Consider the following 22668-nt stretch of genomic DNA (forward strand, 5'->3'; position numbering starts at 1 on the left):
AAGGCCGTGACCATAAGGAAAGACTATCAAAAGAGCCATCTTCCGGCAGTGCTTATTGTGGATGATTCCGACCTGCCGAAGACCGGATTGAGGATGGAGTGTATTGGCAAGATATTCTCGCACGTGTTTCAGCGGTGCATTCTCGGCTACAAGCTGCTGGCCCTGTGCTGGAGCGACGGCCGCTCTCAATTTGTCGTGGACTTCTCGATTCACGGCGAGAGAGGGAAGGTCGATGGCAAGGAACAAGGTCTTACGGCCCGGCAGCGCGAGAGGCGCTACAACCGCAAGCGTGACAGAGACTGCCAGACCGAAAAACGCAAGGAAGAGTATTTCGTATCCAAGCTTGAGCGCCTGAAGAGCATGGTGAAGAGACCATTGGAGGATTGTTCGCCGATATATATGAAGGCGTACACGAGCTCACCGTCGTGGAAAAGATCTGGTCAATCATTATTGATGTAATAGCAATCGTGGCTGAGATTTTTACCATTGACGAGAACGAATTGATGGAGCAAATTATACGGGATAACCGCAGGTTCAAGGCCATGCAACTGATCGCTCAGACTGCATAAAACCTAAATCCGAAACTTGAGTAAAATACATAACTGTAATAATCTACTACTAATCTAAAATAAAGCGATTATAAGCTATCCTTTTCCCTGTGTTTGTTTTAAAGTTTTCACCTATACACTTTTTTATCTTTTCCTGTTCTTTTTCTTTATCCATAACCATTAAATTTTCAAGCAAATCAGCTTCCCATTGTATTTGAAAATCAAGTCCATCAATTTTAGATGGAGTATGATGGTTGCCTATTATAAAGCATATTCTATCAATATTTTTGTTATAGCCTACCTTTTTTAATATTTCTTTCGCTACTGCTGGTCCTTCCTTTTCTTGATAGACACCATCAATAGAACCGTATTTTTTTTGTGCTTCAACCGCACCAATATCATGTAGTATAGCAATAATACTGATGAATTCTTTTTCTTCCTCTCCGATATTTTCTCCGTTCATTATATCTTCTGCATTTTTCAAAACTTTAAGAGTATGCTCTATGCCAAAAGGAATTTCTTTGAATACTTCTTTCATCTCTATAATAATTTTTTCTTTAAACATAAATTACCTCCATTTATACCTTATAGGTGTTTTAGTTCTATCTATCCATTTTTTTGTTGGCCGCTACAATCAGCATCATGGGACGGCGCATTTCATCCTGCATCCCCGGAATATCCATCATGTTTTCCGGCGGCTGCGGCTCCACAATCTGATTTATTATAAAACCATTTGAAAGCAGTGTATTTAGATATGTGGTCAGTGTTCTATGATATTTTGTAACCTTTTCTCCCAAAAACACAGCTGTCCGTTTGCCCTCATAATAATAATTATCCACCGGAAAATGCAGTATTTCTCCTTTTTCGTTATAATGCCAGTCTTGTGTTCCATAGGCAGTAAAAACAGGATGTTCAACCGTAAAAACTAGCTTACCACCAGACTTCAGTATTCTATATATCTTTTTTACTAAAATCTCATAATCTGCTACATAGTGAAACGCAAGTGAACTTAATATTACATCAAAACTCTCCTCTGGGAATTCCACATCTTCTATAGCACAGCATTTATATTCAACCTGTGGAAAATGTGTTTTTTCTTTGGCTACCTCGAGCATTTTATGAGAAATATCAACACCTACAACAGAAGAAGCACCGTGTTCCATCGCATAAATACAGTGCCATCCATAGCCGCATCCTAAATCAAGCACACGCTTATCTTTAAAATCCGGCAGCAGCTTTCTCAATGTTTCCCATTCTCCTGCACCGGCTAGTCCCTGCTGTGAGCGACTCATTTGACTGTATTTTTGAAAAAATATATTATCATCATATTTGTTTTCTTTCATCTGAATTCCCCTCGTTTAAAAAGTTATTTATCTCCGTTGCAATTTTTTTCACTTCTTTATAAAGCTTCTCGGTCATATCGTAGCATTCAAAAAGTGAAAGACCGAGTACTTCAAAAATATGATTAACCCTTTCGGCATATTTTTCAGGTTTATATTCAAAAGTTTCAAGCAGTTTTATAGCTTTCTTTTCGTTAATGCAATAAGCATTATTGCATGCAAATAGTACTTGATTTAAGCATGAAATAATACGAAAAACATGGCCTGCAATATAATATTTATCCTCTGCTCCCGCATTTGCTTTTACAAACATTAAAGAGAACTCTGCTTCAAATATAAAAAAGTTTATCAAGCTCTTCTTTAGAGCACCAGGGTAAATTTCTGCCTGATTTTTTAATTCGCATAAGCTTTCATTCTTAGCATATTGTATCTTGCTGATCGCCAATTCTCCACGATACATAGCACTTATATAACCATGGGGATGCCCAGTCTGATAATTGGCAGTAACAATTCCTTGCTCCGTATCTTTGATTATTTGTTCCACCCGTTTTATATCACGTAAAATCAAGTCAACATGATACCCGTTTATAACTAACCATCCGCCGCCATTAACCCAATCCCCCCACGCTCCGGGAGGTACAACAAGGTCGTTTCTATTCTCATCATCCAATTCTGTAGCAATTTGATTAATCGCTGTCAGGTCAAATGATTCTTGATTGTAATAAATTCCGATATCTATATCAGAATCCTCTGTATGGGTACCTTGGTCTTATGTCAATATTTTGGACACAAAAAGTCAAACTTTTTTATGCTGCACTTCTAGCTAATAATTCACATTGATCTGGAGTCATGTAATTAATAGAAGAGTGTAGCCTTTTTCTGTTATACCAACCTTCAATATATTTAAAAATAGCCATATTAGCTTCTTCGAAGGTACGGTATGTATTTCTATATATTTCTTCCTTTTTTATTAATGAATGAAAAGATTCTATACAAGCATTATCATATGGACAACCTTTTTTACTAAACGATTGTATAATATTAAACTCTTTGCATAGCTCCCTTAAATCATTGCTAGTGTATTGAGAGCCTAAATCGCTATGAAATATTAATTGCTTATTCTTATCGGGAAATTGGCTGTAATAAGCATTTTTTAAGGCTTTAACAACTAAATCATTAGTCATTCTCTGATCGAAAGCGTAGCCAATTATTTTTTTAGAATATAAGTCTAGAACTGAAGCTAAATAGCACCAACCATCTTTGATAGTATAAATATATGTAATATCTCCTACCCATTTTTCGTTAATAGAAGTAGTAGTAAAATCTCTTTTCAAAACGTCTTCTAAATCTTCTGCTACCTTTTTACTTGAATGAGGTTTGTATTTTTTTACAGTTACTGCACAAAGGCCAAGTTCAGTCATTCGTCTTTGAACTCGCTTCAATGATACATTGAATCCTTCTATACCAAGTATATGATGAATCCTAGGAGCACCATATATGCCTTTATTCTCTTTATATATCCTTTTAATAGCTGATTTTAATTCCTCATTTTCTAATTCTCTTGCAGATTTAGTTTTATCAAAAGATTTATAATATGTGCTTCTGGCTACGCCTAGAACGGTACATATAGTCTTAATATCATGTTTGTTTTTATTGCTATTTATAAATTCTATTAATTCATCTAATTTCTTGTTGCAAATATGGCCATAGCTTTTTTGGCTAAAGCCCGCCTTTGGTGTAATATTTCATTTTCCTCTTTAATTCTTGCCATTTCTTTTTTTAAAGCCTTAACTTCCTTTAATGTCATAACTTCATTTTCATCTACTTTAATTTCTTTTACATCTTTAACCCAGCCGTTAATTGTTGATTTTGCAATGCCATATTCGCTACTTAGCTCTGCTAAGCTCATTCCTGACTTAAATAATTCTACTATCATATCTTTATATTCTTGATCGTATCTTCTGCCCTTTCCCATAATGGACACATCCTTTCTTAACTAAATATTATTTTACTTAGTTCGATTTAATGTGTCCACTACTTTATACTAACACCATTGTGCTTGTTTTCCAAAGGAAGTTTCAGATTTTACAGCATCTTTCTTTTTGTTTGGTTTAAAGTATTCTGCAAATTTTTCATGTTTTAAAATATAATAATTAAAATTACTTCTTGAACAATCTAATCCTTTTTTCTCTAACCAAATATCTATAGAGATGAGATTTATAATAAAATATTTGGTCCGTTTCTGCTGAAAGCAAACTCGAAATGATATCATAGAAATCATCTATCTTTGATTTTTTAGATTTTCTAACTTTCTTTATATCTCCATCATAATACTTTTTAACTGTTCTTCTATCCACTCCTAATTCTCTAGCTATGGCACTAAAATTAGGTCTATCCCAATTATTAACCTCGACTAAAAGTTTTAGCTTATTTAAATCTTTTACTGATCTTAAAAATATTTCAGTATTAATGTTTATCATATAAATCATATTAATCACCATTAATACTGTGCTAAATTTTACCTTCTATTATACATAGACATATTAGCAACTCTGTACATTATTATCTTAGCATTTATATCTCCACAACCCCACGAAGTTATCTAATCTATCAACTCAACCCTATCACTTTAAGGAGAGTTGATATATTTCCTCTAAAAATAAAAATAAGGGTTTCCCGACATTAACATCCTCGGCAAAGTAGCGATGGGAAAAGTTCAATGTCAGGAAACCCTTTATTTATCAGTATTTTGTTTAGTCATATTTCTCCACCCTCGACATCAAGACAACACACTCAACGTGGCTCGAGAGGACAGAATGAATGTCATTTGAGCGTATCCGTTCTCGGAAACATATCCACTACGTTTTTGGCACTATCGGTAGGCGGGAACATATCCAATCTCTCTCTGGAATGTATACCATACTTTTAAAAGGCAGAATAGCATTTTAACTTATGCTACCCTACCTATAACTAAACATTTACAGTTGCATGTGGCCTATTGTTTTTAGCCGTTAAATATTTTATAACTATTAAATAGCGATACAAATTGTTCGAAACTAATATTGTTTATATCATATATTCTCGCATATTTTAAAGCTTTATTAAATTGATTTTTTGTAAACAGTTTTTCATACTCTTTGTTAACCCATTTCATTACAAAAGTTTCATATTTTTTTCTCTCTTTAAATGCCATTTTTGCTGGCTTTCTTTTTAATACAATTAATGCGCTATCCACTTTAGGTTTTGGATGGAAATAATACCTGGGAATTTTTGCTAATATAGAAATATCTACCTCTGCCATTAACAGCAATGCTAGTGATCTGTTTGTATCTAATAACATTTTAGCAAAACCATATTCCACTATTAAATAACTTATTGTGGCTGAACTTTCAAAAACAATTTTTCGAATTATATTTGTGCTTATGTTGTAAGGTATGTTGCCAAATATTTTATATGGATTGTGGCTAGGAAATGTAAATTTCAGTATATCATCATTTACTATTTGATAGTTAGGATAATTTAAGAGCTTATTACGAGTTACCTCACATAATTTAGAATCAATTTCTATCGCCGTAACAAAATTACATCTCTTTACCAATTCAGCAGTAAAATGACCTTTCCCTGCACCTATTTCAAAGATGTTATCTTTTTCATCTAAACTTATGCAATTCATTATTTTTTCTATGTGATATTTTGAAGTAATAAAATTTTGACTATCTTTTATATTTACTTTGTTCATTAGAAAACCTCCTTAATTTATTGCATCTCTTTTCGAATATTTATTCATTAATTCCTCTAACCCTGCTTCGGATGTTAGAATTTCAAGATTATTCTCGTTCTTGTAGACCCGCATGACATACCACAGTATCTTATCCTTGTCCAATACATTCACCATACTGTTTTGACATGTGTTTTTTGAGAAAAGAACGTACTCATGGTTCATCCCGATATGCGTATCGGTCTGTATATCAGCAACTTTCTATGTGTTTCAACTACAATAGTCATCTATTCTCATCTTTCTGAGTCCACCCCCTGCAAAGCCCCTCTTTACGACATAAAAATTCGGTCGGAAAAGGTATGCAAAAGATGTTTCTCTCTTTAAGAGAAATATCGTTTTGCTAAACAGTTGATATTGAGGTATCATTTTATCGTAAAAGACATATTTGCTCAACAATTGCTTGACGGAAATCAACAAATTTTAGCATTTTTGTAAAAAAGTCGCTATATAATTTGGTGAATTGGAGTTATTTTCATATTTTTGCATCCCGAAGAGTTTCTCTTAAAGAGAGAAACACCTTTTTGCTCAACAATCCCCGACTTTTTTATTATAGTTGCGGTATCACACCGCAATACAATAGTTATAAATATTGAAATAAAGGTGCAGTGAGACGCTGCACCTCCTAAAGAGAATTGATGATGAGATTGTTGGCGTTGTCAACGACAGAGGTGTCCAATGAGGAGAGGTATATCTGTGTGGTTTTCTCGGAGTCATGCCCCAATGCCTCGCTGATAGTAGATACGGGCACGTTCTTGCTCTTGGCTATGCTTGCCCAGGAGTGGCGGGCTACGTAGGTGGTCAGGGGTACGGACAGGCCTATCATTTCTCCGATTTTCTTCAACTGCTTGGTGATACGGCTATAGGCATTCTTGTACTGTCTCCAGAATATGGCTCCCTCTCCTTTTGCTATAGGGAGCAGGTAGGGAGAATCATCTGTTTTGTACTTCGCCACTATCTCCTGCATGGCAGGTTCCCATTTGATGTGCAACTGTTGTGAGGTCTTCTGACGGCGGTAAATGAGCGTACTGCCATGCAGATTGCTTGGTGTAAGTTGTGCCATATCGATGAACGACATCCCACGGGTATAGAAACTGAACAGGAACATATCCCTTGCAAGCTCCAAACGGGGGTTCAGACTCAAGTCCAGCTCTTTCAGTTGCTTGATGATTTCCAAGGGGAGTGCCCGCTTGACGGTCTTGTCGATGCCGGTATATACATGCTTGAACGGTGAGGAAGAGATGACCAGTCCGTCATCTACGGCATGATTGTAGATGGTGCGCAGGTTGCGGATGTAGAAAGAGGTGGTGTTGCGGCACAGTCCGCTGTCTTTCAGCCACTGTTCATAGCCTTGTATCGTTGTCCCATCGACTTCCTCCAATGGCACATCGCCTCCTTTCAGGTAACGCTGGAGGCTGTTGAGGGTGGTTTTGTACCTTGCTACCATCCGCTTCTTGCCGATGCGTCTCAGTTTTTCGTTCAACTCCAGCGTATAGCCGATAATGCCATGTAATTCTTTTCCCTCATGGAAGTTGTCAACGACGGTGTCTGCTGTATATGACTGCCCTTCCTTGTCCAACCGTGCAATGACCAACAGCAGTTTCTTCCTGTCAGCATCCAATGTATCTTTCAAGGAAAGAAGATAGGCTTGACGTTGTGGAGTGACGGAAGTTGGCAAAATGATGTTTGAATGGTCCGCATCCCACTCTGAGGAATAGATTCTGTACTCTGTATGGATCTGACGTGCCACACGATTGTGTATCACCTGATAATACAGGCGACCCTCTTTCTCTTGAACAGATGATGTTCTGAACTTTAATTTGATGGATGCCATAATGCTCTGACTTTAACATTGAAATTGCAATTATTACCTTTATATATAATATAAGTGACAGACAAACAGGTATAGGAGGGATGGTGCCTCACCGCTCGGCATACAACAGCTGATATTCCACCCACCTCCGTTTCCTAATGGATGCCACTGCTTTTCCCCTCCATTTGCAATAGCTCAGATAGAGTGGCAGGATGTCCCTGTCGCCACGTTCCAATCGGGTGAGCAGGGACGCTTTCGGGTATCGTCCATTGCCTAACAACTTGGCTGGTCCAATCTGGTACGAGAGGGTGGCAAGCAGATAAGCATCCCTGCCATAACGGGCATATAGGCGCAGGTGCCGGAGGAGGTCTGTCCGTAACAGCAAATCTGCACGCTGACGTGTCAGTGTTTTCGGGAAACGCTCTCCCTTCTGTAGCTGGTGACCATAGCCCACATAGCCCGGTGTGGTCTTTGGGTCGTGCCAACCCTCGAAGTGTTTGGTAATGGCTACCATCCGTTCAAACAGTGCCCTGTCAATGGTTTGGCTTTGACAGGGCACGCTACAGATGGCCAACATGCTCAATAGTACGATGATGTATCTTCTCATTACATTATTTTATATAGGAGGTGCGATGTCTCACCGCACTCTAATCAATATCACTACATCATAGTGCGGAACTGCTGAATCTCTTTAATCATGGCTTTCACGTCCTCCCCAACCTGAACGAAGTTCTTGTAGAGGATGCGCTCTCGCTCTTCTTTCGACTTGAACTTATAGAACTTAGGGAGAGGGACATACTCCGATTCCTCCTTCTTTATTTCCGTCATATCGAAGTCGGTCTTGCAGTAGAACTTGGATGTCTTGAACTCCTCGCTCTCCTGGATGTTCATGCTTCCGTTCATCCCGGTCTTGGTGACTACGAAGTCACGGGCGGTCTGTCCACATATCCAACCTGTGGGCATATCGGAGATTTTGCTTGCAGGCACCAGGCTGTCCATATTCTCATTGAGGTTGATGGAGGTCTTGTCACGGTCGATGGTCACGCCCTTTTTGAGTTGCACTACTTTACCGAAGATGTCACTCGACAGCCATTCGAGGGTTTCCTTGGCTCTTGCCGAACCGCTCACCACATTGCCCACGGTGGTGATGATTTTCTGCATACCCACCTTGCCATAATCGGCTTCCAACTGCGGAAGTTCCTGAAAGCCAAGTGCCACGCTCACCTTGTTGCTTCGGGCTGTGCCTATCAGTCGGTCTATCTTGTGGAAATACAAGGTCGGCAACTCATCGACGATGATGCTGACAGGAACGTTCTTGCCCTGTCCTGTATTCACCCTCGTTACAAGGCGGTTGAGAATCAAGGCATTCAGTGCACCGATGATGCTCTCCATCTCGGGGTCGTTGGCAATGAGCAGATAACTTGGATTCTTCGGGTCACTGACCTTCAGGTCGAAGTCATCGCCGTCCTTGTGGAATATCCAGTAAGATTCCTTGGTGGCGAGACGGGAGGTATAGACACGTAGCGTGCCAATCATACCTTCCAACTGCTCCATGGCTTTGTTGGCAAAGGCAGTCTGGAACGGGCCAAGCAAGGGGGCTACCTCGTTGTCGGTCTGAAGTACCTCGAAGATGGTCTGATAACTCTCATTGAGGAACGATAGGATATGTGGCATGTCGCTGTACTTGCCCAACCAATAAGCGGGCTGCACCTCCGCGCCCGAATGGTCGAACACCCGTCCTGTGGGTATCAGCCTTTTCGTCTTTGGGTCTTCACGCCGCTCGGCAATCAGCATCTTTCCGTCCTTGTCGTAGGGCTCCTTGCCGTAGTTGCAGAAGAAATAGATGCAGGCGGCAAGGAAGTTGACGGCAGAGGTCTGGAAGAACTGGTCGCTGCCACCGCCGCCTTCCTTCTTGCCTTTTTGCAGGGATTCAAGCAGGGTCTCGGCGGTCTCGCTCGCTGCGGCAAGGTTGTTGATGTACTTCAACTGGATGGGGTTCACACGGCGCGAATACTCCACATCCACAAAGTTGATGATGTTGAACTTCATGCCATGGGGCATCTTGCTGTCCTTGGCATTCTTGTTCTTCAAGTAATGATAGTAGAGTTTGGTGGCGAGAGTGGGAAACTTATAGTCGTACACCACCATGGCAAAGCCCTTCTCGCTGTGCTGCCTGATAAACGGCTCGATGATGGAGAAGGTCTTACCAGAACCAGGAGTACCCACAACCCATGTGCCACGGAACGGATTGACGATGTTCACCCATCCCTTGCGGAACTTGCCCTTGTAATAATAGCGCATAGGGATGTTCACGCTGTACTTGTTCTCCTGCAACTCCCTGCATTGCTCAAAGCTCTCATTCTCGAAGTTGAAGCGGTCTTTCAGCAGCCCTTCCTTCAGGAACTTAGAGATATTGTCGAGGGCGATATGCACCAATACGACACCGACGATGGAAGTGAGCATATAGAGCCAAGTGTTCAAACGGAGGGTATAGAAACAGGGCATTATCGAATGACCGAACAGCCATACGGACTGCACAATCAGCAGCACTCCCGACAGCAGCGGATAGAGCACCTGCCTGCGAGCGTCAAACTCCAGATGCTTCTTGTTGCGCGTTCCCACACAGGTGATACATATCAGCAGGAACGTAGCCACCTTGCTATACACGAGGTTGCCGTCATGGTAAATCATCCACCGCTTGATGCGAGTGTGGATATCCGTCACTACGCCGCCCAAGAAGTCCAACTGCTCCGGCTCCAGTGCGTAGGCGAAGAACTCCATCAGGATGGAGACATAAATCACCGCCCTGAATATCTTGTAAAAACCCTGTAACTCTTTGCTTTCTTCCATTTACTTTACGATGATGTTGGGTGATAATGAGAAAAGATGAAGGATGCCACGGTGGACACCCTCCAATCCTCTTATGAGTTTTATTCGTAGCCGTTGATGGTCTTCTCAGACTCTACTGTCCACGGAGAAATAGTTGCAGATATGACCTCCAAGGTGTTGCGTACAGGCTTCAATGAATAGCTGTAGGAATGACCCGCTTTCCACGTGTCGTTTGTGAGGAATACGAAGTTCTCCCCATTGCTGAGTTGCAATGTCATGTCTGGCATAACCTGTGCAGGAACATAAAGCGTATATTCCATGTGGTCACTTTGTGGGTCGCCGAAATAATAGGTCGTCACCGACTCGTCACTGCATTCTACCTTTCCGGTCTTGATGTTGAAAGTACCGCTGTCAAAATAACCGACGAACGTGAGTAGGCTTCCTGCAAAATCATTGGTGGTGAAACCGTATTCTGGTGAGGTATAGACCTTGATGATGACACGCACCATCTGATGGGTGAAGTTCAATGTAAGGCTCGGATTGGCGTATGATGCCGCTCCACTGGCAAACAGAAAATCATTGACCTTCTGCTCACTCTGTACAGCTGCCTCCGGCACTTGGAACTCTATGAGGTCGTTGGTAGGATTTGCCGTATAGGGATAGTAGGCATTGAAGGTGTGAGTGTCTGTGTCCGTGAAAAACACCTTGTTGGCTGACACAAACTGATTCGTGCCGCCGCTTCGGGTGAACTTCATATTGTTGATCATCCCTGTGGAAGAGATGCCAATCATATCATTGAGTTCCCACTGGTTGTCAACGGCTCGTGTGGAAACGGCAGGTTGCAGCATCTCCAGATTGGTGAATACCTGAAGCTGCTTGGTTGATGTGCTGTCGGTCACGACCACAGAACCTCCGCCACCGGGCAGGTAAATCTCATTGACGATGTCTTGGTCACAGGACGTGAGGAGCATGGCTCCAAGTCCCAACATTAGAAACAAATTCTTTTTCATGCTTTTTCTTTTTTAATTGTTGTACTTTGATGATGATACGGGTGATACTCGATGTCTGTATATGGGCTAATCCATAATCGTGATGATGGGTCTCGCCTTATGCGGCTGCCACTTGGGAGTCTCCTGTATGGCACCGCTTCCCAGTGAGTAAAGCCATGCCTTGGCGGTCGCTTGTCCTTCTACCTCCGTTGAAGTCCAATACCAACAGTCATCATCCTCATCGGGGATAGGTGTGCCGCCGCATTTCAGGATGTATGGGTTGATGATGTCCTTGGCATGATAGAGCAGACGCATCTGTGCCACACTGGGGATATAGGCACTTTGCCCGTAACGCCACATGTCGAAGACACGCTCAGCCAAAGGCGACTTCACATCGGTCGTGCCATAAAGGGCAAAAGTGTTCTTGTTGCCGTCGTAGGCGGTGAGGTCACAGGATGTGTCCTGTTCCACACCGATACTGTCAGCAAAGGCTTCGGGAGCGATGTCCCACAGATAGACGGCATATCCGTTTCCCTCCATTTCTTCCCTCTGATTGACGTTGAACACCACTGCAATGGCTTGCTTGCACGATTGCTCGTAGGTTTCGTAGGGCATCACCTTGCCGTCAGTGGTCAAGATATGGGTGACCTTCATGGCTGTGTCGGGAAAGTCCTGATGCTCGTCACAGGCAGTCAGCAACACCGTTGCCGCAACTGCCAAGATTGAAAACAGTTTCTTCATACGCATAGTCATTTTACAGGAAGTTTCACACCCAGGACAATACCCGTTCTGAACAGGTCTTCACCCTTGATCATCACATCGGTCTTCACCTGCCAGAAGAGCTTCCAGCCGTGTCTGAGTGTATAGTTTTGCTCATAGCCGAGGTGGATGCCACCCAAGAACCTGTCAGTATCGCTACCTGCCGATGCTCCTATGCGCATGTTGCCATGGTGGTTGCGTCCTCTTGCCACACAGGGCTTATAGGCAAAGCCGAAACCATAACTGCGGTAGTTGTTCCAAAAACTCTCAGGACAGACATGACCGCACGATGCGCACTCGTTCCACTTGATATATCCGTTTGCAAAATACTCCCACGCATTGTGGTACTTCGTCTCATACTCGTAGGACAGCGTCACGTCCAGTCCTCGCTCATACAGGCATCCGAACCCCAAGGATATGCGGTCGCTATTCTGCTGCGCCATTGCCGGAGTCATGCTTGCCATAAAACAGATGACAACGAGTAAGGTATGCACAAGCCAATTCCTCACTCCTAATTCCTCATTCCTAATTCTCATTATTCCTCCTCCAACAGTATATGGTTAAACGAATCGGCAGACAGCACATCCTCATAGTCGATGCTGAGCGAGATGGTGCGTCCACTTATCTGTTTTTCCGACAGCTCGATGGTCAGCACCTTGTCGTTGGGGAAGGTCATCTTCTTCACCACAATCACGTTGCGATAGCCATACTTGAAGGTCTTCGCATCGTCCAACACAAGAGATGGGGTCAGTTCCACTATCTGCGCATTGGTAGCCTTGCTCTGCTTCTTGTCCGATAGTTTGATGCGCATCTCGTCGATGTCGAAGCGGATGTTGGTCTTGTTCTCCACGGAGAAGTCGATGAAGAAATATTCGCCCACGCTGTAGATGTTGTTCAGGCGCATTACCATGCGGTGCATCTTCGTCGCCACGTTGCGGTATTTGGCAGACGATGACCATATCTGACGTGCATACTTGGTCATGTCGGCAGTGGACAGGCTTACAGCGGGATTGTTGTAGGCATTGCGCTCCGAGCATTCTATTTCCTTATCGGTTACTGCCTCCTGCATCCTCGTGGTATAGAGCAGTGCATACTGCGTGCGGTAGCGTTCCGTCACGATTGTCACTATCGCCAACACCTCACCGTCGGCATACACGTTGTCCTTCGGCTTCAGGCGGATGGTGTTGTTGATGGGTTGGTCGCCCACCACCTTGTCTGTGGATATATCGACAAAGCGGATGGGTTCGGAGGCGGTGATGACGGTGGTCACTTGGTCGTTGACCGTCAGCTGCTCCATCTCCATGTAGGTGGTCTGCGCCTTGGCTGAAAGCACGCTCAGCGAAAGCAATGCACAGACATTCATTTTCTGAAAACAATTCATATTAGTTGATTTTTTGATGTTTATACTCTATGAGCCACCGTTCCCGACAATTCCGTTGTCGGGCAGTGTCTATTTCCTTTTCTCTTTCCCATTTACAAGGTAAACAAACGTCCCATACTTCAGCTTCACTTTGTTCTTCTTGATAGCCTTGCTGATGGCATTGCTTGTCTTCTGGTAGGCATTGGTCACGGCTTGCATTCCCCATTGCGAGAAACTGTTGTTCGCTCCACTCTGGTCGATGTTCATGTTGCTCTGCATAGCACCGCTCGCCACATCTTTCGTGGTCTCACGGAACTGGCTGCCGGGGACATACAGTCCCTCCAGTCCGTCCGTGTCATAAAGCGAAAGCGAAACCTTTATCAGCTCGTCATCCACAAGGATGGAGTTGATGCTACCCTTCACTCGCTGCGAACCGAAACCGCTCATGGTGGCATAGAGGTACGACCCTTTCTTCACCACGGTCTCACCAATCTCAATATCGTCCAACAGTCTCAGCCGCACCCTCGACCCGTCCGTAGCCTTCACGTCCTCGTCAATGATGGCCTTGATGAGCTTTGGCTCATGCTCGTTCTGCGTCAGGGTGTTGAAATAGTCCGAAGTCACCTTCACCTTCTTCACCACCTCCTGTGCCTTGTCCTCCTCGTCCAGTGCCTTCACCGCCTTGCTGTCCTCGGCAATCTGACCTTTCACCTCAATCTGCTCCTTGGGAGGCCCAGCCTGTGTGGTATCCTGGGCCACGGGGGCAACTGCCGCCTGTCCTCTCAGCCTCGCTTCGGCGAGTGCCTTGTTGAGTGCTTCGAGTGCTTCCGCTTCTCGCGCCTTGGCATCGGCCACTTCGGCTGCATCGTCCTTCTCTTCTGCCTGACGGACGAGTTCCGCAAGGTCTTCTTCTGTGTACTTGGATTCATACGCTTCTTTCTCTTCTTCGTTGTCACGCTCAATGTTATCAACAGCCGAATAGTCTGCTATGCGACCATACGACTTCGCCATGTTCTCATACTTGCCACCGATGCCGTCACCATTCTTAATCTGCGCTCCGGGCAGGTTGGGGTTCAGAAACTCGGTGGTCTGCAGGTTCTTGTCCTGCGTTTCCGCCACCTCCGTATTGAACATGTCAAAGACAAAATAGCCTGTGGCAATCAACGGGATGTACACGATGGCTGGCAGCATGTACTTCGGCTGACGGAAGTTTATCTTATCTGTTATTCTCATCGCTGTCTGATTTTGATGTTACTGACTTGTCTCGATTCTCCTCGTTGGTTCGATGCGTCACGGGAGGAGTGATGCAATGGGCTGCATTCATCATCTGCTTCATGCGCCCTTCCTGCCGCTCGATGGCACTTGCAGCCTCCGTCCGATGACCGTAATACCGCACCATCCTGTAGATGTTGATGCCGAAGCACGTGGCGACAAAGCCGAAGACGATGACGAGAAACAGCGTCTTGTGGGCATTGGCAAAGCCTTGCACCTTAGCCGCCGCACGGTCTATCCTCGCGGTCTTGGCAAACTTGCGCCCTGCCGCCACCTCCTTCTCATACCGCTTCTTGTACTTGGGGTCGTTCTTGTCGGGCATATCCTCGCCCACAAGCATCCGTCTGATTCCTTTTACACTCATACCGCTAGGATATTAGAAGTTTGACTTCGACTTCTGCTCAATATCCTTGTTGAGCAAGGTTCTCCAGTTCGTGATGAGCAGTCCATGAGGATTGTTCTCCGTCCTCGGCACGCGCTTCACCTGTCCCGCCGTCACCAATTCACGCATCAGAATATTGCTCCTTCGCTCTATCCTTTGCCTACCGTAGTAGGTGAACTCCATCTTCTCCTTGTTGAACTTGATGCTGTCGCAAAAGATGCTGAACACGGCACTCGTACCCATGATATTGTTGTAAAAGCCCTTTTCCTTCAGCGTATTGTACTGCGCCAAACCAGTTTCATCGACCAAATACATCGCCTTCTCCATCGAATAGCGGATGTACTTGTCATCGGGAGCAAGCGTAAAGAAGTAATGGTGGAACATCTCGATATGGCTCTTTGCCTCCACATCCAGCGTTTCCTCCATCGTGGTGCGGTTCACCAGTATGGGCACGTTGCCGTCCAATACATACACCTTTTGCTGCGCGTCCGTCACCATGCAGCGCGCCGTCCAGATGCTCGACACCGAGATGATGATGCAGCCCATGAGGAACGCAGAGCAGATGATGCCCACCAGCTTGATTTTGTTTTCTAAGTTCTTGATTACCATACGTTACTGCTTGTTTGAGGTCTGATTTCTCTTCATTCTCACATATTCACGGTGCAGGATGGTGTATATGTCCTTCTCAACTTCTTCCACCAGTTTGGCGTAATACTTGATGCAAGCCTCTACGTAGATGCCTTCGTATTTCAGTTGGATCCACACCCACCAGATGTCACGTTCACGTCTCCGTCGATTTCTGTAGATTTTGGCACGATGCAAGCGATAACTCAGGTAATCTACCATAGGCACTACATACTCGTCGTTATCCTCAAAGCCTTCTGCCATCTCCTCATACTGTGGGTCGATGTAGTTGTTTTCGGAATTGAAAAACTCTTCCTTTGCACGCTTGTTGGCAAACGCCATGAATTTCTCATCTTTGAGCCAACGCTCAATTTCATTTTTTGCTTTCATTTTTCTTGATGGTTACTTTTATTTGTTTCAATAGGAGGTGCGGTGACTCACCGCACACTCACATGTTATCTCATCACGGTCGCCATGGTTCCCGTAGCCGTCATCTTGGCTTGTTGTGCCACGCCCTCGCCGAAGTTTCGGGTTGAGAAGGCGGTGTCGCCCTCTGGTATCATCCATGCCGCAAGGTCGGGCACGAGGTTCAGGCATTTCAACGCCACGATGCTCGCTGCCATCAGATAGCCTGCCGAGAAGAACGAGTTTTGCAGATAGGCTGCCATCGTCTGCTCACTGGCGGTGATGGCCGTCAGGTTCTCTACCTGTATGCAGAGCACAATATCAAACAGCAACAGGACGTAGAAACCGACGAAGTAGAGCATGGCTCCGTAGAAATGAACTGTCAAATAACGGGTTAGCCACTTCGCCCACGCTCCTTCCCACTTGGGCAGCAACGAAAATGCCCATTGTATTGGACCGAATATAGTGAGCATTCCGAGCAATATCTGCTGACAGTATATCGTCGCCCACCAACCGATGCGGAACACGATCAGGGCTATCAGCATCACTATCTTGTCGATGCCCACCACGGCCCCTGCCGTCAGTGAGGTGAACCACAGTTTGCTGGCATCCTTCTCCATGTTGGTCACTTCGTCCACGCCCGTCTGCTCCATCGTCGCCTCTATCAGGTTGGGGTCTGATGTGCCCTTATGCGCCACGTCTGCCTGTGCCTGGAGGTCAGTGTACATCGAGTCCCTGACATATACCAACTGCTGCACCTCCTCAAACTTGTCGGAAATTTGGGTCGCCTCTGCCTCATAGAGGTCGTGGGTGTAACTGCCGATGCAATTGGGAATATAGGATAGAAAATCCAATACGCACCAGCTGCTGCCGCTGTTGGTCATGCCTGTGTCAGCAGGTGGGTACCACCAACAGAGGATGATGCTCACCACCAAGGGCTTGAACAGTTTCATCACGTCCAACGGTTCGTTCTTCACCATCATCTTGTAGGCCATGCTTGCCGCCACGATGATAGAGAACAGTGCCGCCAATGCCATACACATTTGGAGGATCCACCAGAACGGCCCTTGTGAGCCTGTGAAGGTGGCATCGGTCAGGAACTCGTTGGTCTGGAATATCACATCGTCAATCTCCTCTTCGAGGATGTTGATGCCGAAATCGCTGAGTATGTTGTCTGCCATCAGTGCCTGGTTCTATTGTTGATAATCTCTTTGATAAACTCTATGCCTTTCGGTGTCCATGACAGATAGAAGTGGTAGAAGCAGCGCATCCTGCCTGTGACATATACCGCAATGCCCTTGTCCTGAAGGTCTTCACGCAGTTTCCACATTCCATATTCCTTGGTGATGATGCCTTCCTCTTTGAGGGTCTTCACAATCTTGCCGTAGTAACTTCCGACATATTTGTGAAGCTTTGACATTGAAACTACCTCTAAATCAGATGGCATATAATGCTCATCAACGATGGGTGTCCTGCCGATAACGCTGATTCGCTTCGGCATCCTTGACATCTCCAACTGCCACTTGCCGTTTTTCCTCTTGGCGGCATAGAGACGTAACTGTATTTTTGATATTGATTCCATAGCTATTTCTTTATTTTATGTTCTTTCGATAACAGGAATGACTCCCACGCTCTTCAGTTTCTCATAGAGGAAGCGGCGACCTTTCTGTGTCCATTTGGTGTTCATGCGCACATCCTCCGTACCGTCCTTGTGTTTAATGAGGTAGGTCTCGCTGGTCACATAACCGCAGTCCTTGTAGTCGGCATACAGAATCCACTGCTTGCCACGCTGATACTGGATGTTCATCTCCTTCAGACGTCGGTTGAAGCGGATGGACGACTCGCCATAGTCCTGTGCTATCTGTGTGACCAGGACACTGCTCTTCGTGGCAAGGATGATGTCAAGGTAACTCACCTTGTCCTTCATCTCCGTCACCTCCTGTTGCAGGTCATCCACCTTGGATCCCAACTCAACGATGCGTGTCCTTTGGTGTTCACACTCCTGTTCGACAAGCAGACGCTTTTGTCGTTCTTCCTTCAGATTGACTGCTAACCGTATCAGGAAGTCTGGCTCTGCCAATGCCTTCTCGATGGTCTGCTGTGTCATATAGGCACCATGCTTGCGGATAGAGGGGAGCACCTCCGATGTCACCCACTTGCGGAAACGTTTGGCTTCGGGTTTGCGACTGTCAAGGATGACATCATACAGTCCGTCTTCATTGATAAAGTTTGTAACCTGTTCTCTTCCAAGACTATCCGAGATGGGGTACTTTGAAAGTACATCATCCGAAAGTCGTTGTACCAACTTGCTGGTTTTTAGTCCAAGAACTCTTGCCACATCAGCCAAACAGAACAAGGGTTGCTCTGGTGTTCCTGTGGTTCGGACTGCTCCAAATTCCTCGTTGTTGAAAATCTGAATATCGTTCATATCTCTATGCTGTTTTGTGATTATTTCTTCTCTTCCCTTATTTCTATCTGTTCACACTTTCTTCACCCTCACCGCTGTTGGCATCATCGCCGTCAGTGCCTGTCGAGCTCCTCACGCCCTTCATGTTTTCCTGCCAACGGCTCTTGGCATCGCTGATGATGCTGCCTTTATGTACTACACGGTCGTTGGTGGCTGCCAAGAGGGCGGTAGTCTGGCTTTGGGTGTTGAGCTGCACAAGGTATTTCAGTAGTGTCTCGTTCTGTGTCGTCAGGTCGGCATAGATGCTAAGATACTGCCGCTTTCTCTGTGCATTGGGCATATAGGCATCCTTGGTGGCTTTCACGGCACACTGGTACATATTGTACAGTTCCTCCCACCGACGCTTGTCGTTGATGGTGCCTCCTGTAGGGATGATATGGTCTATGTTCGCCTTCATCTTGTCCAACTGACCGTTGATCTTGCTGCTTTCGGCAAGCCAGGCGAGGTCTATCTGTCGGTCGGCTACGTTCAAGGCTTCCACCTCAGCACGCTTGGTGAGGGCAGAGTCTATCTTCTCCGCATCATCTACTTGGTTGTAGAGGTTGATGCCGGCAAGAGTGCGGAAACCTAACTTGTTCTTCTCTGCCGCTGTCTTCTTATAGTTGTTATGTAACAGCCAATAATAGAACTCAGGGGTGAGAGAACCGCCACCTGTCTCCATCACCGTTATCTGGTTCTGCTTGGAGGAGTCGTGGTTGTAGGTCACGCTCTGGGCTGTGGCTTTGATGGTGGTTGCTACCGCCATGATGAGTATCATTGTCTTCTTCATGTCCGTTCTTCTTTTGTTTACAATCCGTCAATAGTCAAGTTTTCCTGCCACTTTCCATCGGCTGAAGGCATCTTCCAGTATCTCTTCCTTCGTCCTCGTCCGATACACCTTCTCCTTCCAATAGCCCATGCGCAGCTGCACATACCGCCATGTCTGGAAGTAGGCTTGGTTCAGATGTTTTTCTATCAGGTCCAACGAATTGTTGATATTGTCCAACACCATCAGCAGGTCGGAAGTTGAACAGGCTGCCGCTCCTGTGGCATACAACACGAGGTCGTTGACGCTATGGTAGAGTTGGCTTCCTTCGTTGTATATGTTGTCGATGGCTTTCTTGTTGATGCTGATGAGCATCGTGTCAGCCAGTTCGATGTGTTTCCGCTTGATGACCTTATCATTGAAGTCCTCCAACAGGTTCTTGTAGTCACTGATGCGGTCGCTCACCGTCTGGTAGGTGCTCTTCACGTTCAGCACCGTGCGCAACGACTGGTACATCACATCGATGATGTCGAAGGCCCGGGTGTATTTGTCCAAATCCACATTCAGTTCCTTGTATTTGCCCACCTCTTCACTGCTGTATTCATGCAGCAGTTGATTGCTGTACTCCAAAGTGCTGCGTGCCAGCAAGAGGCTGCGCTGCTTCTTGTGGTCGTTGATGTATGCTTCCACCGATACCGCATCGAATCCCCATTGCGCCAAGGCTGTATTGGGGAAGAGGGTAATCAGCAGGAGAGCTATGATGATGGTATGTCTCATTCTCCGTTCCTCCCTCAGTTTTCGTTCTCGTTATCTTCACCATTCCCTCTGTTAGGGTCTGCATTCTCTCTCCATCGCTCGTAGCACTCTTCAATGAGTGTCCTTCTGCGACCTTGGTCTGCGTCGATTGAAGGAAGAATGTCCTTCAGCACGTCAATGATGCTGCGCTTGTAGTGCATCATTTTTTCTAATGATACCAAGTCGGCGTAAATCTTGGTGATACGGCTATCTACTTCACGGGCTATCTCCAGACGGTCGCTCGACCAGAGCAGGTGTATTACATCGTCATTGTCGGCGGTCTGGGTTGCCTCGCTCTTGGCATATTCTGTGGTGATGCTGCACGACGGGAACTCCTGGGCTATCTCCGAGATACGGCTGTTCACCTGCCTCGTCTTCTCCTCGTCAGAGGCATTCGGGTCAAGGGTCAGCACATCCACCACCTGTGTGTCGGTGTATTCCGAGGTCAGCTCCCACGATATTTGCAGTATCGCACGGTGTATCTTGATGCCAAGGAAGTACTTGGGCTTCCTTGCAATGGACAGTGTCGCCTTGAAGGTGATAATGCCGTTGATGTTGGGCATGGTGGCAGTTCGGACGTAGGTGTAGCCGTTCCACGAACCGGCACCTTGCCACGTGAGATTGTAGGCTGACTTCACATCCTGCATGATGGCAGGGATGCGGTAGTAGTCATCGGTGGAGGTGGCATTGTCGTTAGCCGCCTCGCTCTTGGCATTCTGTATGTCTGCCAACTGCTGCTGCCATGTCGCCAATTCCTTCTTCAGGTTGTCTATCTTCGTCTTGTTGACATTATGTTGCTGCCGCAAGGCAGGGGCTTCCTCCACAGAGGCATTGGCTATCTGCGTGAGCAGGTTCCTGTTCTCTGTCTCCAACTGGCTTATCTGCGCCTCCAACAGGGCTATCTTGCTATTCGCCTCACGTTCCTTCTCGTCCAGTTCCGATAGGTCGAGATTATTTTCTGATACGCTTGTCCTCATGGCGCATTCCTTGCTGTGGGCATTGAGCGAACCGCCGCACTCACGGCACTTGTACTGCGTGCTGCCCTGTCCGAGGGTGACACCGTCCGAACAGGTGACGCTGATGGTCACGCTCTCCACGCCCTTCAGTTTGGCGGCATCGGTGGCTTGATAGTAACGGCGTGCGTCACTGCCGATGTAATAGACATAGCCCTCCTCGTTGTCGTTATACTCCGAGAGACGTGCCTGCAACTGACGCTTGAAGGTATTCAAGTCCATGCTGTAGGAGTCGAAGACATCCTCATACACCTCTTCCACGTTGTTCCAGCTCTTGGTAACGTGTATCTCGTAGGCGTAGGCCTTCTTGGTCTGCTTGCCGCCACGGCTGATGATGTACGACGACATCCAATAGTTCATCGTATAGGTGAAGCCGTCGCTCTGGGCGTTGAGCTGCTGCACACGGCTGCGGCTCCATCCGGCATGGTTCTCCGAGTTGGCCAGTATCTGCTCTCGCTGCGTGCTGTTAGGGTAGAAGTTGGGGTCGGAGGTGTTGATACGATACCAATGGTCACCGTTCAGAATACTGTTGTCATCGGTCGGCGGATAGTAGTCACAGAGGCTTACGCTGCCTTGGTCTCGTCGGGCAATGTACCAACGCTGTGTATAGTAGTTGCCCTGCGTCTCGCTCAGATAGTCTGTCATCCACGAGGTGATGTTGTAGTTGGAGAGGTCGAAGAGGGCTGCCACGTTGTCCTCGCCACCCACCAGACTAAGGAGTGTGCTGCCGATGCCGTTCTCTGCCTGTTCATAGAGGTCATGGTAGTTGTCATAGATGTCGATGATTTTACTCACCTTGCCATTGAAAAGGTCGTTGAAGGCACTCTGCTGCAAGAGTGCGCCTGATGCCCCGTTGATACCTGCCGTCGCCAACGATGCTCCCATATTGTAAAGCGTCTCGATGTCGGCGGTGAGGTTCTCCACGGTGAAGTTGCCGGGCACACTGGCGATGTCATCCAACAGCTGCTGCCAATCTACATTGCCTATCTCCGAGAGTTTGAGGATGGCGGCTATCTCTTGGTTGATTTCCAAGAACTGAATGTCGGCAAAGGTCAAGCTACTGTTGGTCACGACACTCTCAAACTGCATACACAGCGACTTTGTGTCGGCGCATATCTTCATCAGGTAACTGCCCCAGTAGAGGGCGGTCTGCGGACTTTTCAGCATCATTCCTGCCACCGTCCATATCTTGGGCATAATCTTGTTCGCCACCATATTGTGGATGCGGCGGTAATAGTAGTTCTCCGTGCTACTGCTCCAAATGCCGAGGTCGGTGAATGCCTTGCGCTCCAAGAACTTGGCAGCGAAGATGCCGGCAGTGGCAACCTCTGCGGCATTGTAGTGCTTCAAGATTTCGCCCACCTGCTCGTTATAATAGCTCTCTGCCATAGCTCCAGCACCGAATGCGGCAGCCATGGCGGCAACGATCTGCTTGTCGTAGTTCACGCTGTAATACTGCGCATGAACCCTTCCCACGACAAGTGTAAGACACATATATATTATAATAAGGTATAAACGTCTCATTGCTTCACTACTTTACGTTTTTACTACT

24 protein-coding genes and 1 pseudogene are annotated in these 22668 nt (G+C 46.0%); 1 reads left to right on the forward strand and 24 read right to left on the reverse strand.

What is annotated here, in order from left to right; genetic code table 11:
* Window positions 1-6 precede the first annotated feature (6 nt).
* A complete protein-coding gene (locus tag EJF25_RS25080) occupies window positions 7-459 on the forward strand; it encodes a hypothetical protein (protein ID WP_007664626.1) in 453 nt (150 codons plus the stop codon).
* 159 nt (window positions 460-618) lie between these two features.
* On the opposite strand, the gene EJF25_RS10365 is transcribed toward EJF25_RS25080, so the two are convergent.
* From EJF25_RS10365 to EJF25_RS10480, 24 genes and pseudogenes are all read right to left on the reverse strand, one after another.
* Entirely contained in the window at window positions 619-1113 is a 495-nt protein-coding gene (locus EJF25_RS10365; RefSeq protein ID WP_125041101.1) for an HD domain-containing protein, read from the reverse strand.
* A gap of 37 nt (window positions 1114-1150) precedes the next feature.
* The gene (locus EJF25_RS10370) at window positions 1151-1891 is read right to left on the reverse strand and encodes a class I SAM-dependent methyltransferase (protein ID WP_007897427.1); all 741 of its coding nucleotides are present in this window, start codon (window positions 1889-1891) and stop codon (window positions 1151-1153) included.
* Window positions 1872-2627, reverse strand: coding sequence for a nucleotidyltransferase domain-containing protein (locus EJF25_RS10375; RefSeq protein ID WP_441381807.1), 756 nt, complete (start codon window positions 2625-2627; stop codon window positions 1872-1874). The genes EJF25_RS10370 and EJF25_RS10375 overlap by 20 nt, the downstream gene beginning before the upstream one ends.
* A gap of 67 nt (window positions 2628-2694) precedes the next feature.
* Window positions 2695-3863, reverse strand: a pseudogene (locus EJF25_RS10380) (IS3 family transposase).
* A gap of 184 nt (window positions 3864-4047) precedes the next feature.
* Entirely contained in the window at window positions 4048-4368 is a 321-nt protein-coding gene (locus EJF25_RS10385) for a hypothetical protein (RefSeq protein WP_125041102.1), read from the reverse strand.
* Between the two features lie 524 nt (window positions 4369-4892).
* Window positions 4893-5627 (reverse strand): 23S rRNA (adenine(2058)-N(6))-methyltransferase Erm(G), encoded by a 735-nt coding sequence (gene erm(G), locus EJF25_RS10390; RefSeq protein WP_118067009.1) that lies wholly within the window; start codon window positions 5625-5627, stop codon window positions 4893-4895.
* Between the two features lie 12 nt (window positions 5628-5639).
* Entirely contained in the window at window positions 5640-5783 is a 144-nt protein-coding gene (locus tag EJF25_RS10395) for a hypothetical protein (protein ID WP_235016777.1), read from the reverse strand.
* Window positions 5784-6288: 505 nt separating this feature from the next.
* Window positions 6289-7497: a putative resistance-associated DNA invertase gene (locus EJF25_RS10400; RefSeq protein ID WP_005816149.1), complete on the reverse strand. Its 1209-nt coding sequence runs from the start codon at window positions 7495-7497 to the stop codon at window positions 6289-6291.
* 88 nt (window positions 7498-7585) lie between these two features.
* Entirely contained in the window at window positions 7586-8083 is a 498-nt protein-coding gene (locus tag EJF25_RS10405; protein ID WP_005816141.1) for a lysozyme family protein, read from the reverse strand.
* A 53-nt stretch (window positions 8084-8136) separates the two neighbouring features.
* Window positions 8137-10326: a type IV secretory system conjugative DNA transfer family protein gene (locus tag EJF25_RS10410; protein WP_005816140.1), complete on the reverse strand. Its 2190-nt coding sequence runs from the start codon at window positions 10324-10326 to the stop codon at window positions 8137-8139.
* An 80-nt stretch (window positions 10327-10406) separates the two neighbouring features.
* Window positions 10407-11315 carry a fimbrillin family protein gene (locus tag EJF25_RS10415; protein WP_005816138.1) on the reverse strand — a complete coding sequence of 303 codons (909 nt, stop codon included), beginning with the start codon at window positions 11313-11315 and terminating at the stop codon, window positions 10407-10409.
* 66 nt (window positions 11316-11381) lie between these two features.
* The gene (locus EJF25_RS10420; protein WP_005816136.1) at window positions 11382-12035 is read right to left on the reverse strand and encodes an Lcl C-terminal domain-containing protein; all 654 of its coding nucleotides are present in this window, start codon (window positions 12033-12035) and stop codon (window positions 11382-11384) included.
* A gap of 8 nt (window positions 12036-12043) precedes the next feature.
* Entirely contained in the window at window positions 12044-12517 is a 474-nt protein-coding gene (locus tag EJF25_RS10425) for a hypothetical protein (protein WP_425285375.1), read from the reverse strand.
* Window positions 12518-12588: 71 nt separating this feature from the next.
* Window positions 12589-13434 carry a conjugative transposon protein TraN gene (gene traN / locus EJF25_RS10430; RefSeq protein ID WP_005816133.1) on the reverse strand — a complete coding sequence of 282 codons (846 nt, stop codon included), beginning with the start codon at window positions 13432-13434 and terminating at the stop codon, window positions 12589-12591.
* Between the two features lie 69 nt (window positions 13435-13503).
* Window positions 13504-14646, reverse strand: a complete 1143-nt coding sequence (traM, locus tag EJF25_RS10435; RefSeq protein WP_005816128.1) for a conjugative transposon protein TraM — start codon at window positions 14644-14646, stop codon at window positions 13504-13506.
* Complete coding sequence (locus EJF25_RS10440; RefSeq protein WP_005816127.1) at window positions 14630-15049, reverse strand: hypothetical protein; 420 nt, start codon at window positions 15047-15049, stop codon at window positions 14630-14632. The genes traM and EJF25_RS10440 overlap by 17 nt, the downstream gene beginning before the upstream one ends.
* 12 nt (window positions 15050-15061) lie before the next feature.
* Window positions 15062-15676, reverse strand: a complete 615-nt coding sequence (traK, locus tag EJF25_RS10445) for a conjugative transposon protein TraK (RefSeq protein ID WP_005816126.1) — start codon at window positions 15674-15676, stop codon at window positions 15062-15064.
* Window positions 15677-15679: 3 nt separating this feature from the next.
* A complete protein-coding gene (locus EJF25_RS10450) occupies window positions 15680-16081 on the reverse strand; it encodes a hypothetical protein (RefSeq protein ID WP_005816123.1) in 402 nt (133 codons plus the stop codon).
* A gap of 65 nt (window positions 16082-16146) precedes the next feature.
* Window positions 16147-17277 (reverse strand): hypothetical protein, encoded by a 1131-nt coding sequence (locus tag EJF25_RS10455; protein WP_005816122.1) that lies wholly within the window; start codon window positions 17275-17277, stop codon window positions 16147-16149.
* Entirely contained in the window at window positions 17277-17678 is a 402-nt protein-coding gene (locus EJF25_RS10460; protein WP_005816121.1) for a hypothetical protein, read from the reverse strand. The genes EJF25_RS10455 and EJF25_RS10460 overlap by 1 nt, the downstream gene beginning before the upstream one ends.
* A gap of 15 nt (window positions 17679-17693) precedes the next feature.
* Window positions 17694-18524, reverse strand: a complete 831-nt coding sequence (locus EJF25_RS10465) for a phage antirepressor (protein ID WP_005816120.1) — start codon at window positions 18522-18524, stop codon at window positions 17694-17696.
* 43 nt (window positions 18525-18567) lie between these two features.
* On the reverse strand, window positions 18568-19332 hold the full coding sequence (locus tag EJF25_RS10470) for a DUF5045 domain-containing protein (protein ID WP_005816119.1): 765 nt from the start codon (window positions 19330-19332) through the stop codon (window positions 18568-18570).
* Between the two features lie 27 nt (window positions 19333-19359).
* Window positions 19360-20085 (reverse strand): hypothetical protein, encoded by a 726-nt coding sequence (locus tag EJF25_RS10475; protein ID WP_005816118.1) that lies wholly within the window; start codon window positions 20083-20085, stop codon window positions 19360-19362.
* Between the two features lie 14 nt (window positions 20086-20099).
* Window positions 20100-22640 carry a hypothetical protein gene (locus tag EJF25_RS10480; protein ID WP_005816117.1) on the reverse strand — a complete coding sequence of 847 codons (2541 nt, stop codon included), beginning with the start codon at window positions 22638-22640 and terminating at the stop codon, window positions 20100-20102.
* Window positions 22641-22668: the final 28 nt, after the last annotated feature.

Origin of the sequence: Bacteroides faecalis (assembly GCF_003865075.1) — a bacterium.
GTDB classification, from domain to species: Bacteria; Bacteroidota; Bacteroidia; order Bacteroidales; family Bacteroidaceae; genus Bacteroides; species Bacteroides faecalis.